The sequence below is a fragment of the Desulfobulbaceae bacterium DB1 genome, from assembly GCA_001914235.1.
GTDB lineage: Bacteria > Desulfobacterota > Desulfobulbia > Desulfobulbales > SURF-16 > DB1.
The window spans coordinates 195,332-210,332 of the sequence record MQUF01000003.1; the positions used below are offsets into that span (position 1 = coordinate 195,332).

Here is a 15,001-nt window from a genome sequence, read left to right on the forward strand (position 1 = left end):
CCTACCGCCCCCGATTTTTCCGGAAATCTCAATTCGTGTTGGCAGCCAGTTTGTCCACTTTCTCACCCAGCCGCTTCATTAATCCCGCATATTGCTCATTGCGAATAATATTTTTAAATTGGCTGCGGTAATTCTGCACCAAACTGACCCCCTCAATCACCACATCATAAACAAGCCATTGACCATCTTTCCGGACAAGCTTATACTGAATCGGAATTTCCAGATTATTCCGCTTGATCACCGTGGGAACGATGGATTTATCCCCCCGCGCCCTGTCTTTCTGAAAAATGATTTCCTCACCGGAATACGCTTCAATCTTATCGATGTACGAATTCTCGATCAGTCGGGAAAATGAATCGACAAACCTTTCCTGCTCGCTTTCGTTGATCTGTTTCCATTCAGCGCCCAGGGTGAGTTGCGACATCTCGGCAAAATCGAAATGATGCCGGACAACGGTGAGAATCAACGACCGGCGCACATTCATTTTTTCCGGGGTTTTCAACTCCTCGTTCTGCAAAATCGCCATTATTTCTTCCACGGCACGCTGCATGCTTTCGCGTGCGCCGGGACTCTCGGCCCCGCCGGCACTGCCCACAAGCAACAAAAAACAACAAAAAAAGGAGAAAACGACCCTGACACTATTTTTTTTTCTGCGTGAATGCATGATGACGTATTACCTTTGAAGACCGGAAAGGGGTTCCCGTCCGCCGTTCCCCGCCCAAAGCCACCAGAGCGGGGTTATTTTACGAATTTTCCTTTCAGCCAGATACTCCCAGAAGATGCGTGCAGGGGACAGGGGAGCATCCGCCGGAAGAAATACTTTTTCTTCCGTGACAATCATATGAACGGGCACGTCCCAGCAGGACATGGGCAACGGCTCATCCACCACCTGCTCGCGGCCGACCAGGGTGACCACCTTGGCGTCGGATGCCAAACACTCCAAGGCGGCAAGAATTGCATGACTCAGGTCGAAAAAACCTTGCCCATCGCCGATTCTCCCCCCGCAGGCGTCTGCCGAGAGTGAGCCGGTAACCAGCAAAGAGATCCGCAGCCCGGCAAAATCCGCGCGCGACATTTTCCCGGCAAACTTCGTCAGTCCCTTCATGCTGACGGCATGCGGCAGATCACGGAAAGCAATGGTATTGGGGAAAAAGCGGTAAAAACCTTCCTTGAGACCGGGACCCGGCATTATCAACTGTTTCCCGTCAAGCAGACAATTGATGCGGACCTGAAGCAACTGGGGCGAAGGATCAACGAAAATCAGGCCGGCAGCCTGATACCAAGGTTCCCGCCGCAACAGTTCAGCGGCTTTCCCGCCCTTGCGCCAATCAGAGGAAATGATTCCCTGAAGGGCGCAGCGATCCCGCACAGCCTGTTTGCGCCGTTGCAGTTCGTCTCTTGCGGAACACATTACCGGGGGGCCTGAAGTTTTTATAAGTGCGGCTGTTTTTTGGTTCCGTGCAGAACCTGAAGGGAATTATTCTTAAAAGGCTGAGTGACTGAACTCATGGCGATTTTTCCGGCAGAACCCGAGTTATTGTCCATGGCGGCCATTTGTGCCTTGCGGGCAAAGCCGTATTCAACCAGATGGCTGATATCATTCCACATGGTTTCACTGCCCATGATGGCCACCACGATTTCGTTGTCCCCCCGGCTGAATTTGCCGACATAGGTCTGCCGGGCAGCGTTCGTATAGCCGGTTTTCCCGCCGACAGCTCCCTGGACCCGCCACAATGCCTTGTTGTGGCTGTGCAGCACCTGCCCAAAACGGGTTTTCACCTTGGTCCGCCGCATGCGCTCGGCAAACTCCCTGTCGCGCATGGCCTTGTCAAAGACAACAGCCAGATCGCGCGCCGTTGACATCTGACCCGGCGCGGTCAAGCCGCTGGCGGTTTTGCAAACCGTATTCGTCGCGCCGAGGGATCGTGCCTTGCTGGTCATCAACTTGGCAAAACTCTGCTCGGAACCGGCCACTTTTTCCGCCACAGCCACGCTGGCATCATTGGCGGAAGCAAGCAGAACGGCATTAATCATATCATCAGCCACATAGGACTTGCCGGGTTGAATATAAATCTTGGATCGGGGCATGCCGGCCGCATGCCGGCTTGGTTTGACGATATCGGTATCGCGCAGGGATTGAATGGCGATAAGCCCGGTCAGCACCTTCAAGGTGCTGGCAGGCTGAGCCGGGCGGTCCGGTTCATGGGCATAAAGAACCGCGCCGCTGCCGGAGTCCATGATGATGGCGCTGCGGGCAGAGAGTTTCCGACGGAACTTATTGGTCGACTCAGCCCGTTTGGCCTGGACAGTGGTCGGTTTTTGCTTTTTCTCCGCGGAAGGACTGAGAAGGACTGCGCCGTCCTCGGGACTCTGCAGCTTGATTGCGACAGGAGCTGCCTGTGTCTTCTTGGCGGCGAATTTATGCGTCGTCTGAAGAATAAAGGAACTGGAAGTATTTTTGGCCCCAACCTCCGACCCGCCCCAGAAAAAGAGCAGCAGAAAGCAGAGTGCGGAAATATAAACACGGGACAGGAATTTTGATAAAACGGTCGCAGGGGTCATCATAAGCACGGAGCCGGTTAATTGAGCCGAACATTCAGCGGGAATTATGAAAAACAAATCAGCAGCAAGTAAAATGTCGTTCAATTACCCCGCACCCGGCAGGGATTGCAAGGATAATTGCACAACCATATTTCCACCTTATAGAAGAGATTTTGGAAAATCAAGACTTTTTCTTCAACAAAAAATCGCCATCCCATTGTTTTCATGGCATAATCATGTCAATTCAAGCCTGTTGCCGGAGAGCGACGAACCACCTGGCACATCAATTTTATCCTAAAATATCAATATGATAAACGAATTTCCCATCGTCAGCCAAACTGTTTCCACTTCTTCATTTTTTTTCTTTACCCTCAGCCGGAACGGCAGGGTGATCCATCTCACTTTTGCACAGGAAAAACATCGCCGGGCATGCCTTTTTTTACAAAAATCCGGCGCCATTGTTTCCTCGCCCCCGACAGAGCTGTCTCGCGCGGATCTCCTGACGCTTCTCCAGCGGACACCATGCCTGACGGAGTTCAGCGCAACCACGTTTATCGAGCAGGCCACCTCTTTTCAACGGCGAGTCTGGCGGCTTATCTGTGAAATCGGCTTCGGCTCGACACGAACATACGGGGAACTTGCGGAAATGCTCGGCAATAAAGGACTGGCGCGGGCAGTTGGCCGGGCATGCAATGCAAACCCGATCGCGCTTTTCATCCCCTGTCATCGGGTGGTGGGGAGCGCGGAGATCGGCGGATTTTCCGGCGGAATGGAAGTGAAACAAAAACTGCTGGAGCTGGAAAAAGTCAAACCATGTCGAGCATCACCTGACTGATCTGATCAAGCGGCACCACCCGGTCGACACCACCGGCGGCAATCGCCTCCTTGGGCATGCCGAACACGACGCAGCTCGCTTCATCCTGGGCAATGGTCTTTGCCCCGGCCTCGTGCATCTTCAACATGCCCTGGGCGCCGTCCTTGCCCATGCCGGTGAGAATAACGCCGATGGCATTCGCCCCGCCATAGGCGGCAACGGAATTAAAAAGCACATCCACCGCCGGTCGCTGATGGCAGACCAGGGGGCCAGTTTTGACATTGACATAATAGCGCGCACCGCTGCGCCGCATAACCATATGGTAGTTTCCCGGCGCCACCAGCGCCTGTCCCGGCAACACGGCATCCCCATCCTCTGCCTCCTTGACCCGAATTTTACATAAACCGTCGAGACGCTGGGCAAAACTGAAAGTGAAATTGGCCGGCATGTGCTGGACAATCATGATACCAGGAGCTGTGGGAGGCAAACGGATGAGCACCTCCTTCAAGGCCTCGGTTCCCCCGGTGGACGAGCCGATGGCAATGACCTTATGGGTCGATTCCGTAAGAGAGCGCTTATAGCTTGCAGGAGTTCTGCTGATGTCTGCGCCGCAACTCTTTTGCAGATCCGCCGGCCGAACCCTGGCCGCGGCCCGAATCTTATCGGCGAGCTGCACGCTCATATCCCCCACCGAATAAGCCTCGCCCGGCTTGGAAACGACATCCACCGCTCCTGACTCAATGGCCTCCAGGGCCAAGGCGCCGCCTTCACGGGTCAAGGAGCTGACAATGATCACCGGCAGGGGATAATGCTTCATCAGCTTGCGCAGAAAAGTCAGCCCGTCCATGCGGGGCATCTCGATGTCCAGGGTGATCACATCGGGCTGCAAATGGACAATCTTGTCCCGCGCCACATAGGGATCGGGAGCCGCGCCGATGACCTCGATATCCGGCTGCCTGGAAAGCTCTTCCGTAAACACCTTGCGGACCACGGCGGAATCATCGACCACCAGTACCTTTATCTTTCCCATAATTACAAACTCAACAGTTCCTCGGCCCGATCGAGCTCGGCAATCAGATCCACCATACACTTCTGCACCGTTTCCATGGAAATGGAAAATCGGGCAAGCCCATCCCCCCGCAGCTCCGATGCCAAACCGTCGACACCGACACCGATGCCGAGCGAGATAACCAGACTGTTACTCAAGGCGACAAGGGCGGTCAGCGGGGCTTGCTGCAAGGCATCGGCGTTATGGTGACAGCGGACCGCATCAATCAGGGGCCGGTCGAATTCCCATTTTTTCAGAATCATCCCTCCCAGCTCGGCATGATCAATACCGAGAATCTCTTTCTCCGCCTCGACAAAAGAACACCCTTCCAGCTCCACCTTGGCGTTGATTCTCCGTAAATCATCGGCGACAAAGCCGCTTAAAAAGCGCTTGCCGATATCATGCAGAATGCCGGCGGTAAAGGCGCTTCCCGAGTCAACGTCTTTTATGTGTCGTACCAGGATTTTGGCCGTTATGCCGCAGGCGATGGAATGCTTCCACATGTCCCCCGGGTCCAGCCCATAGCCCGCGCCCGCCGCTCCCTGGTAAAACCGGGCGCTGCTGCTGGTGATAATGATATCCTTGAGGATGTCGTGACCAATGACCACCAGCCCTTCGTCCAGGGAGTTCACCTTGCGGGGCAGGCCGAAGTAAGCGGCATTGCAGATTTTAAGAACGTTGGCGGTAATGACCGGGTCATACTGGATCACCTCGGCTAACCGGTGGGCAGTCACGTCGGGATCCTTGACAAGTTCCATCACCCTTTCCGCAACTTTGGGAAAAGGAGGCACATGGCGGATTAATGCCACAATTTCTTCAACACGGCTCATAACTCAAATTCTCCCCGCCCTGAAACCTTTAAAAGCACCCGTCCCGAACCGATCTCCAAACTCACGGTTCGATTGACTGAACCGCCGATATCCTCTTTGGCGATGGAAATATTATTTTTTTTAAACAGTTGTCGCAGCAGCAGATAATTCCTCTTGCCGATACTAAACAGCCCGGTGGGATCAAGAATCTGCGCCCCGCCGACGACCTTGACGACCAGGCGGCTCTTGATTGCCCCCAGCAGATAGGCCTCCTTGAACAGGCAAGGAATGCCCGTATCGGCGAACATGTACGGATTTTTTCGCGCCCGCTCCCGGTCAAGTTTTGACTCGGGCAGCATATAGTGAAGCAGGCCGCCCACCTTGACTGCCGGGTCCCAGATGACAAGACCGATGCACGAGCCCAGAGAATAGGTAATCAAGGTCTCTTTCGCGTTGTTGCTGACCTTCATGTCTGAAATGCCGACAATGACTTTCATAATCCGTTATTTAATTTTCCGGTAAACGGTTGTCGCCGCCTGACGGAATCGATTGGTGATACTTGTCAGACTTTCCGAATGACCGATAAAAAGATAGCCACCCGGCGCCAGGCAATGATAAAATTTCTCCACCAGCTCCATCTGGGTTTCCCGGGTGAAATAGATCATCACGTTGCGACAGAAAATCACATCCATTTCTCCCTTCCAGGGAAAGTCGTCCATCAGGTTGAAGCGCCTGAAGGTGACAAACCGTGACAATTCATCCTTTGCCTTGACATAGCCCGCACACTTTCCCACCCCTTTCTGGAAAAACCTCTTCAGATATTCCTGGGGCACCTTGTCCATTTTATCCATGGAATAAATCCCCTTTTCCGCCACGGACAGAACCTTGGTGGAAATATCCGTGGCCAGGAGGGAAAAACGGAAGGCAGGATTGGCGGTCATGAACATGGAAAGCGCCATGGCCAGGGTATACGGCTCCTCCCCGGATGAACATGCCGCGGACCAGACCTTCATGCCGGAGGACGCCCGACCGCTCTCCACAAACTGGGGAAGAACGGTGGATTCGAGAAAATCAAAATGAGCTTTTTCCCTGAAAAAACTGGTAAAATTAGTGGAAACGCAGTTGATGAGATGAACGAGTTCACTGCCGCTCGCATCGTGGACAACCAGATCGTAATAATCGGCAAATGAAGTGATGCCGCAGGCCCTGAGTCTTTTCCCCAGGCGCGCATTGAGCAGTTCCTTTTTTTCCGGCTTCAGGTAGATGCCTGTTTTCGAAAAGATAAGCGTGCTGAACTTTTTGAAGTCGTCATCGGTCAAACGACTCTGTTGAAAAGAGATATCCATCCGCTACTTCCGAAGTCAGGCAACAGGCCGCTATATTGCGGCCGACCTCAAGCCTGCTTCGCCGATAACTTCATCAACATCAAGAAGGATTTTCACCCGGCCCTTGATTTTTGCCATGCCGAGAAAATTTCCCGTTTCCAAGTCTCCGCCGAATGAAGGCGGAGGCTCAATCTCTGATTCGACGATATTAAGCACCTCCGATACGGAATCAACAATCATGCCGACCAGGAGAACGCCGGACTCGCCCTGTACCTCAACGACAATGATGCAGGTCCGTTCATTATACTCCTGGGAGTCCATGTTGAATTTCAGGCGCAGATCAAGCACGGGAATAACGCTGCCCCGCAGGTTGATCACTCCCTTGATGTAACGGGGAGTATGGGGCACGGCGGTGATCTCCATCAGGCCGATGATTTCCCGCACCTTGAGAATGCCGATGCCATACTCTTCACGGCCCAGGTCAAATGTCAGATACTTGCCGGCCAAGTCCTTTACGTTCTGTTTTGTTCCCGCCTGTGCGTTTTCAAGATGTGCCATACTTTCTTCTCCAATAAAAAAGTCTTGTTGCGAGATTACACTTTTCACCCTGCCGGCTTGCCGGATCCCAGCTGATCGCTGAGATTGATCAGGCCGGCGAGATCAAGAATCAGGCCGACTCGTCCATCGCCCAGGATGGTGCCGCCTGCCACTCCCCTGACATCTTTCATATAGCCGCCGAGGCTTTTGATAACCACCTCCTGCTTGCCGAGCAGTTCATCCACCAGCAGGGCCCGTTGTCGTCCTTCGTTTTCAATGACCACAACGATTCCGTCACCGATCTCGGTGCATGCATCCGCCACGCCGAACAATCGGTAAAGGCGTATCACCGGAATCAGCGTATCCCGAACCAACAGGGTTTCACCCTTGTTCTGCACCGTGTTGTAATGATCCATCTGCGGCCGCATCGACTCCCGGATGGCAATGGTCGGGATAATATAGCGTTCCTCGCCGACCCGCACGACAATGCCGTCGATAATCGCCAGGGTCAGCGGAAGATACATGAGAAAAAGGGATCCTTCCCCCGGCGTGCTCTGCAGCTCCACCTTGCCCCGCAGTTTTTCCACTCCCTTTTTCACCACATCCATGCCGACCCCGCGGCCGGACACATCGGTTATCTTGTCGGCGGTGGAAAAACCGGGCAGAAAAATCAGATTGTTTATATCGTGATCGCTCAAATCGTCATTTTCACTGATCAAACCGCGTTCAATCGCCTTTTTCCTGATTTTCCCCGTATTGACCCCTTCCCCGTCATCGGCGATTTCGATGATGATGTTGCCGCCTTTCTGATAGGCGCTCAACCGCACCGTTCCCGATTCCGGTTTGCCGGACCTGATCCGCGCCTCCGGGGCCTGAACCCCGTGATCCACGGAATTACGGATCATGTGCACCAGGGGATCATAAATGGAATCGACCATGTTGCGGTCAATCTCGGTTTCTTCCCCCTCCATGAAAAGTTCCACTTTCTTCCCTGTTTTCTTCGACAGGTCGCGGACAAGACGGGTCATTTTCTGGAAGGTCTGGCGGATGGGCACCATGCGCATGGACATGGCGGTTTTCTGCAATTCAGTGGTGATCCTGGTCAGTTGGGCAAAATCCTTGTTGAGCTTTGGGTCGGAAAGCCCCTCGATGACCGGGTTGTGGCGCACCATGGCCTGCATGATGACCAGTTCGCCCACCGCGTTCACCAGCCCGTCAAGCTTCGTGACATCAACCTTGATGGAGGCTTCGACAGCCTTCTTCTGCCCGGCGGGCGAGGATGCAGAGCTGGTTTCCGTTTTCGGCGGATCAGGGGCCGCCGGAGTCACGGGCAATGATGCGGCAGCCTTTTCCCCCGGTGCCTTTGACTCTTCGGCAACCGCGGGCGCGGCAACCGCCGTCTTCTTCCGGCTGGTTTCCGGGACAACCTCTGCCGCGCCGCCTCGCTGGCAGATCTTTATCCGCTCAAGAAAATCGGCTATGTCATAACGCTGATAAACAGAGGGGCCTTTTTCCAGAACATCGCTGACATTCTGTATCATGGTGCGGAGAAAATCACCGACCCCGAGGACGATATCAATGATATCCGAGTTCATTGAAAGCCGGCCATTGCGCACATCATCAAGCAAATTTTCCGTGGCATGGGCAAGTTTGTTTATCGTCATCAGGTTGAGAAAACCGGAAACGCCCTTAATGGTATGAAAGGGGCGGAAAATATTGTTGATAATTTCCAGATCTTCCGGATTCTGTTCAAGCTCCAGCACATTCAGTTCAATGGATTCCAGATGTTCGAAGGCCTCGGTGATAAAACCACTGATCAGATCGCTGTCCTTCAAAAAATCAGGCACCTCGCCCTGGGCAAGAAGAGAAGCCTCCTGCCCGCCTGGTTCCCGACTCTGGGCGGCGACCTCGGTCTGCTCTCCCTTCTCCATTATCCGGGTGACCAGCTCAAGGGACTCCTTGACAACGGCCCGCCGGTCCCTGCTCGTATCTTGCCCCGCATCCATTCCGGCCTGCCCGGGAACGACGCCTTTTTTCCGCTCCATAAGTGCCGTGATCAGCCCCAGCTGATGATGAATATCGGGAGCATTGTAGGCAACACCGTTTTCATAGACATCCTGGACATGGGCAATCATGATTTTCAGGGTGTCGGCAACCCCGAGCACCACCTCGATGACGTCGCCGTCCATGGCCATCGTGCCGCTCCGCACTTCGTGCAGTAGACTTTCCGTGGCATGGGCAAGCGTACTGACGGCATCCAGCGCCAGGCTTCCCGCTGTGCCCTTGATGGTATGGAAGGCCCGGAAAGCCGAATGAATCGCCTCCTGATTATCCGGCTCTTTTTCCAACGACAGCACAGTGGTTTCAATTGTCGTGAGATACTCGGCGGTTTCATCGAGAAAACACTCGAGCAGTTCCCGATCCTTGAGAAATGCGGCGTCATCGTCCGGCATGCCTGATGCGGCCCCTTCCCCGCCGAAAAGAGCGCCTTGGTCTACCTTGCAGCCGATACTGTTCAGATGTGCGCAAAAAGCATTCAAAACAGCATTGTCGCCGCTTCCCCGGGCCACCTCCTGCATCCGGGAAATACAGTCGCCAAGGCGTGCGTAACTTTCGGCGGAATCCGGCAGCTCGCCCATAATCAATTGCTGCAGGGCCTGTTGAAAGGCGGCGGCCATGCGCAACAGGGGAGACGGAGAGGCAATCTCGCCACCGGCGCGCAACTGCTCCAGCAGCTCCAGCAGCTCTCCCACCAACGAGAGATCTCCCGGCTCAACCACCATTATTTTAACCGCCATCTCGTCAAGCAGATCCCTGACGCCTTGTAACTCACCGGCCATATAACCCCTCCGACTTATCGGAAATAAAAAATCTCCACTCGTGCGCGAACTGCGCTTGTTTTCCTCTTTCTATTTGCCCAAATCACAAAGTTTTTTTCAAGTCTTTATCAAGCAACCACCCTTTTTCACCCATTCTTCATTGTTCGAGCAGCCCGGGATTCAATCTTGCCAGCTGTTCTTCAATGGCCTGCAGGTTCTGTTTCACCTTGTCAATAATCTCCGCCTGCGGATATTTTTCCGTAACCTGCACAAGCAACCTCCGAGACTCCATCAGCAGTTTTCCTTTCTGCTCAGGATTCTGAACATTGCGCGATTTCACGAAAAATGCCGCCGCTTCCTTGCGTAATTCCGCCGCGGCAAGAGTCGATGCCTCAACAATCTTGGCCTGGGCCTTCAGGCGATATGCCTCGTTGTCGGCGAGCTGCTCAAAAAGGGTGATGGCCTGATCAAACTGCAGCTGATCGAGCATGGCAACCGCGTCATTCCATTGGCCTTCAAGGGCCCCCATGCGCAACGTTTCCAGGTTTGCCGCGACATCGGCATCAGGCGGCCTGATCTCGGCGGCCACCTCTTCTGCCGCTGCCGGCGCCTCATCCCCGCCACTTTCCACCTTGCCGGATAATCCATCCAGCAGCGATCTTGCCGCACCGGCATAATTTGACCCGGGAAACTCCTCTTCCAGCAGGCGAACCCCCTCCACCAGGGGGGAGGGCACATTTTGCCCGTCAAAGGTCATCCAGCCGAACAGTGAGCGGCGAAAGAGATCAAGCTCCCGATCATGCGTCCCTTGACCTTCAAGCAGCGCCAGCCTTGCCGCGATGTCCTTTTGCGCCTTTTCCACGGAGCTGAAAAGCCCGGCAACATGCTCATACTCACGCCGCGCCTTTGCAAATTCGCCCAGGGCAAAAAATATCTCCGCGGACTGCACCCGTAACGGCCATCCCTCCAGATCATTCATCGCACCGGCCACGTCGAGAAAAACAGCGGCCGACTCCGCCAGACGGCCCTCCTCTTGTAAGGCCTGACCGTAAACGCGACGCGCTTCGATACTGGGAACGGCGTCGGGATGGGCCGCCCGCAGATTTTCATAGGCGCTGATCACTCCCGCGGAATCTCCTTGCTGCGCGCGGTAACGGAGAACATCTTCTCCCTGGCGACTGACGACATCCCGGTATTTGTCCAGTTGGCCGGGAAGAGCTCCTGCTGCAACGGCAAAAACCGCCCGGCAGTCTTTTTCATAAAAATCGATGTCCTGCTGGAAAACCACAAAGGGCAAGGAGGGAATTTGCTCCAGTCCCACGCCTTCCTCATCCAGCAGGGCGTTTAATTTTTCATAGCCTTCAACAATCCCGCTCAACAATCCGGAGCATTCACGCCACCGTTCTTTTTCCGGCATGGGATAATCATACATGGCGAAGCTGTCGGCCAGCTCGCGCCATTGCTGCGCCTGCTCGCCATAAACGTCTTTCCGTCCGGCGAGAAAAGCCCGGTCCGGCAGGATTTCCCGCAGGGAATACACGGGCGACCGCGGTTGCACGGGAATGACGGACTCCGGCGACATGACGTCCTCCGACGCCGGCAAACCAGCGGACTCAGGAACCTGTCCGGAACCTTTCACTTCCTCATAGGGGGGCACCTTTTTTTTCGGGGACATCGCCTCCCAGGATGATTTCGCCGCCCCGCAACCGGCAAGCAGGGACAGCATGCAGGCCATGCCCAGCAACTGCCCCGCCGTATTTCCTTTTTTCTTATGCTCGATCACACGATTACCTCTTCTTCACTGATCACTGTTTCGCCAGAATGGCCGGAAAGAACGCTCGGCCACAACCTCGCCACCGGCAGAAAATTTTCCAAATGTTACAACAGAAGCCTTTTGCTGATTATCAGCCGACACCGGCAGGCCTCCGTTGCCGTCACTGACCGCCACCTCGACCTGTCCCAAATCAGGATAGACAAGGGGCACCTCGTTTTGCCCGGAAAAGGCCAGGTCAACGACATCGAGCATGCCGGCGTAATTTTTAGCAAGAACGACACTGGCCGCAACCTTGGACCATGCCGGCAGCGCCCCGCTTGAACCGGCAATGCGGGTCGAATTGCGGGTCATCGGCCTGTTGTCGTCAAATCCCACGTAGGCGGCAACGGTGAAGCCCTTTTGGCCGACGGTCAACCCGTCTCCCGTGGCGCGGACCTCCGGTACCACCCCGGCAAACGAGGCATTGGTAAAACGGTTCGATGTCCCGGTTTTCCCCAGCACCGGCACCCGCAGGTCAAGCTGGGCCAACTGCGCCTCCACCACCGGGTCGCTGCTGTGCAGAAAAATATTGTCAGCGGCATAGCGACCGGTACCGAACCGCACCACATTGCGAAGAATATCGCTCACCGCCAGCGCGGTCTTTTCATCGAGCAGACGCCGACTGCCGACCTTTGCTTCATAAATGACATCCCCATCGGCGGACTCGATCCTGCTTATCAAGGAAAGCCCGGGATTTGCATCCTGGCCGCTGCGAAAGGCGATACCGGTTGTCAAGGCTTCATAGACACGGGCCAGCTCGAACAAACTCATGACATTCGAGCCGAGGGGGAAGGACAGCACCGGCTCAAGGCTGCTGACAACTCCCATTTCCCGACTCAGCCGGATGAGATAGCGCAAACCGGCCAGCACCCGAAAATCGCGGATGGAATGAAGCACCTCGTCCCCATAGGACGGCAGAGATGATAATTTCTGCAGTGCGGTGCGCATATTCTCGGCAAGCAGGTCGATCGTTGCCAGGCTGAGCTGATCATCCATGCGGACATTTGCCAAAAAGTCTCTTTTTTCCCCTTCCGACAGCGCGCCGAGCAGCTCAAACAGCGCCCGGCGTTCCACCGGGCGCCAACCGGGGCCGGGATTCCCATCCGTATAGCTAAAGCGCTCGCTTCCCGCAAATGCCGTCCCCTGCCCCCATCCTCCATCCGCAGCGGGAGACGAACGGACGTAGAGGCCGGAAACAAAAGCGGAACTCCCGGGGGACATCTCCAATTCCGCCAGGAATTGACGCTGCAATTTTCGATAGCGAATATAATTACGGCCGACAATCCGCGCCCGAACCTCACCTTCGGCGGGGGACACATCATCGGTAAGTTCATCCAGCTCATCCTCAAACTGGTCGCTGAAATGAATAAAGGCGAGATTGTTCACATCCTCCTGGCGACCGTCAAAAATAAGATCCGCCTCACTTGCCGCCATCGCCTGTTCAAACGCGGCCTGTTCCAGGGCTGTTTTTTCAACCAGAATCCCCATTTCGTCCCGCACCCGGCGCAGGTAATCCTGGTAGGATTCCCCTTTCTCACGCGCCATTCCGACATGGGCAAGAACCTCCTTGAACTGGGCGGGCGTCAGCTTGTCGCAAAGATGATACAGCAGCCAGACCGAGGCGACATTTTCAGAATGGACCCCTGCCCAGTTCATGGAAACCCATTTATGGGGACTGTCGTGATCAGGGCGGGGAATATAGGCCTGTCGATGATAGACGAACATGTTGCGCGCATTATTAAGCGGATCAAGGGAATTCCAGCCGAGCTGCATGGCCGCGGCGTAAAGCAGCGGTTTGACGACCGAGCCCATGGGCCTTTTCCCGGCAATGGCCCGGTTATAGAAAAAATTATCCATCCCGCCGACCAGGGCCTCCAGCCGGCCTTGCTGCAAGACAAGCGCCGCGCCCTGCAGTTCAGGGTATTTCTCCAGATCAAACAGGTATTCCCCCGGCTCCTTGCCGGTTTCGCGGACGGACACATAAACGAGATCATTCGGCTTGATCTCCTGGAACAACTGAGGAACATCCTTTTTCGAGGCAACACTCCAGCGTTGTCCCTTGTACTGAATCAGGGAGGAAAGAAGCGGCAGAAGCCCCTTTTCATCAATCATTCCCTGTTGCACCGCGTCATGGCCGTTGGTCGAAAAGGAAACCAGGATGCCGGCCGGCGGCCCCTTCCTGATTTCCAGAACCCGGGCAACGAGAAACTGCCCGACGGAGAGGTTCCTCCCTCCGCCGAATACCATATCAGCATACAGCTTCTGCAGTTGCTGCCGGTCATAGCCGTTCAACCTCACGTCAAGCCGGCTCAATTCACTCTGGACGGCAAAAAGGGTACCATCCTGCAGTTTCTTGTCAATGGTGGTGAAAATCCGCACCCCGGACGTTGCCACGTTATCGATTCCATACTCCTCGAGAGCCGCCTCAATCTCCGCATCATCCAGCCCATCCTTGACAAGATCCATCAGGGTGTTGAGACGAAACTGCATCTTGCCCTTGTTAAAGGGGATCTCACTGCTTGTCGCCTGCTGGTATTCGTCCGCGGAAATCATGCCGAGCTTCTCCATCTGCCCCAACACGTATCCCGTGCGTATCCTGGCATTCTCCCTTGCCTTGTTGATGTCTTCTTCGGTTTTTTTGATAAACGGATTGTAATAGTTGGGCCGCTTGACGCTGCCGGCGATGAAAGCGGCTTCCAGCAGATTCAGCTCATGGGCTTCCTTGTCGAAATAGTAGCGGGCGGCAACACCGAGACCAAGCCCGTTGCCGCTTACATAAAACTGGTTGGCATAAAATTCGAGTATCTTTTCCTTCGGATAATGATATTCAAGCCGCAGGGCAAAAAGCAATTCCGTCAACTTTGCCTTGACGGACCGGCCTTTTCTTTCAAATAGATTTTTTGCGGTCTGCTGGGTAATGGTGCTGCCCCCCTGGACGACCCTGCCGGCCCGCAGATTGGCGAACATGGCCCGGGCAAAGCCGGGCAGGTCGATGCCGTGATGTTGAAAGAACTGGTGATCTTCCGCGGCAACAATGGCCTTGATAAAACTTTCCGGCAGCTCGTCGTAGGAGAGATACTGCCGATGGGCATCCTGAAAGAAAACGCCGATTTTGGTCACCCCGTCGGCATAATAGGCCGGGCTTTCCATGGCTAATTTCTTTTCAATGTTTTCCTGACGGATCGCCTCGCCGGGGGAAACAACGACGAGCCATTGAAAAAAACCGGCAGCGGCAAGCACGGCCGCAAACGACAAAGCAACAAAAATATATAGAATTTTTTTTCCCATTCGCTTA

General features: G+C 54.7%; 12 protein-coding genes and 1 pseudogene. 1 reads left to right on the forward strand and 12 read right to left on the reverse strand.

Annotated features, from left to right (window positions below; translation table 11 throughout):
• Positions 1 to 28: 28 nt before the first annotated feature.
• The 3 genes from BM485_03210 to BM485_03220 are packed head-to-tail and all read right to left on the reverse strand — an operon-like array spanning position 29 to position 2,646.
• Positions 29 to 664, reverse strand: coding sequence for a hypothetical protein (locus BM485_03210; protein OKY76275.1), 636 nt, complete (start codon positions 662 to 664; stop codon positions 29 to 31).
• Positions 665 to 673: 9 nt separating this feature from the next.
• Entirely contained in the window at positions 674 to 1,411 is a 738-nt protein-coding gene (locus BM485_03215) for a hypothetical protein (protein ID OKY76276.1), read from the reverse strand.
• Positions 1,412 to 1,431: 20 nt separating this feature from the next.
• Positions 1,432 to 2,646, reverse strand: a complete 1,215-nt coding sequence (locus tag BM485_03220; GenBank protein OKY76277.1) for a hypothetical protein — start codon at positions 2,644 to 2,646, stop codon at positions 1,432 to 1,434.
• A 202-nt stretch (positions 2,647 to 2,848) separates the two neighbouring features.
• Here BM485_03220 and BM485_03225 point away from each other — a divergent pair, with 202 nt between their 5' ends.
• On the forward strand, positions 2,849 to 3,376 hold the full coding sequence (locus BM485_03225) for a hypothetical protein (GenBank protein OKY76278.1): 528 nt from the start codon (positions 2,849 to 2,851) through the stop codon (positions 3,374 to 3,376).
• Here BM485_03225 and BM485_03230 read toward each other — a convergent pair.
• The 9 genes and pseudogenes from BM485_03230 to BM485_03270 form a co-directional block, all read right to left on the reverse strand.
• Complete coding sequence (locus tag BM485_03230) at positions 3,348 to 4,385, reverse strand: chemotaxis response regulator protein-glutamate methylesterase (GenBank protein OKY76279.1); 1,038 nt, start codon at positions 4,383 to 4,385, stop codon at positions 3,348 to 3,350. The genes BM485_03225 and BM485_03230 overlap by 29 nt on opposite strands.
• A 2-nt stretch (positions 4,386 to 4,387) precedes the next feature.
• The gene (locus BM485_03235) at positions 4,388 to 5,233 is read right to left on the reverse strand and encodes a phosphohydrolase (protein ID OKY76280.1); all 846 of its coding nucleotides are present in this window, start codon (positions 5,231 to 5,233) and stop codon (positions 4,388 to 4,390) included.
• On the reverse strand, positions 5,230 to 5,709 hold the full coding sequence (locus BM485_03240) for a chemotaxis protein CheD (protein ID OKY76281.1): 480 nt from the start codon (positions 5,707 to 5,709) through the stop codon (positions 5,230 to 5,232). The genes BM485_03235 and BM485_03240 overlap by 4 nt, the downstream gene beginning before the upstream one ends.
• A 6-nt stretch (positions 5,710 to 5,715) precedes the next feature.
• Complete coding sequence (locus tag BM485_03245) at positions 5,716 to 6,558, reverse strand: protein-glutamate O-methyltransferase (protein OKY76282.1); 843 nt, start codon at positions 6,556 to 6,558, stop codon at positions 5,716 to 5,718.
• Between the two features lie 30 nt (positions 6,559 to 6,588).
• Entirely contained in the window at positions 6,589 to 7,095 is a 507-nt protein-coding gene (locus BM485_03250) for a chemotaxis protein CheW (GenBank protein ID OKY76283.1), read from the reverse strand.
• 44 nt (positions 7,096 to 7,139) lie between these two features.
• Entirely contained in the window at positions 7,140 to 8,921 is a 1,782-nt protein-coding gene (locus BM485_03255; protein ID OKY76598.1) for a hypothetical protein, read from the reverse strand.
• A 273-nt stretch (positions 8,922 to 9,194) separates the two neighbouring features.
• Positions 9,195 to 9,488, reverse strand: a pseudogene (locus BM485_03260) (hypothetical protein).
• Between the two features lie 562 nt (positions 9,489 to 10,050).
• Positions 10,051 to 11,676 (reverse strand): hypothetical protein, encoded by a 1,626-nt coding sequence (locus BM485_03265; protein ID OKY76284.1) that lies wholly within the window; start codon positions 11,674 to 11,676, stop codon positions 10,051 to 10,053.
• A gap of 15 nt (positions 11,677 to 11,691) precedes the next feature.
• The gene (locus BM485_03270; GenBank protein ID OKY76285.1) at positions 11,692 to 14,994 is read right to left on the reverse strand and encodes a hypothetical protein; all 3,303 of its coding nucleotides are present in this window, start codon (positions 14,992 to 14,994) and stop codon (positions 11,692 to 11,694) included.
• Positions 14,995 to 15,001 lie beyond the last annotated feature (7 nt).

What these genes read in the sequence shown, in the direction of transcription:
- BM485_03230 (OKY76279.1), bottom strand. Translation starts at nt 4,385, where the DNA reads ATGGGAAAGATAAAGGTACTGGTGGTCGATGATTCCGCCGTGGTCCGC.
- BM485_03250 (OKY76283.1), bottom strand. Translation starts at nt 7,095, where the DNA reads ATGGCACATCTTGAAAACGCACAGGCGGGAACAAAACAGAACGTAAAG.
- BM485_03240 (OKY76281.1), bottom strand. Translation starts at nt 5,709, where the DNA reads ATGAAAGTCATTGTCGGCATTTCAGACATGAAGGTCAGCAACAACGCG.
- BM485_03225 (OKY76278.1), top strand. Translation starts at nt 2,849, where the DNA reads ATGATAAACGAATTTCCCATCGTCAGCCAAACTGTTTCCACTTCTTCA.
- BM485_03245 (OKY76282.1), bottom strand. Translation starts at nt 6,558, where the DNA reads ATGGATATCTCTTTTCAACAGAGTCGTTTGACCGATGACGACTTCAAA.
- BM485_03235 (OKY76280.1), bottom strand. Translation starts at nt 5,233, where the DNA reads ATGAGCCGTGTTGAAGAAATTGTGGCATTAATCCGCCATGTGCCTCCT.
- BM485_03270 (OKY76285.1), bottom strand. Translation starts at nt 14,994, where the DNA reads ATGGGAAAAAAAATTCTATATATTTTTGTTGCTTTGTCGTTTGCGGCC.
- BM485_03210 (OKY76275.1), bottom strand. Translation starts at nt 664, where the DNA reads ATGCATTCACGCAGAAAAAAAAATAGTGTCAGGGTCGTTTTCTCCTTT.
- BM485_03215 (OKY76276.1), bottom strand. Translation starts at nt 1,411, where the DNA reads ATGTGTTCCGCAAGAGACGAACTGCAACGGCGCAAACAGGCTGTGCGG.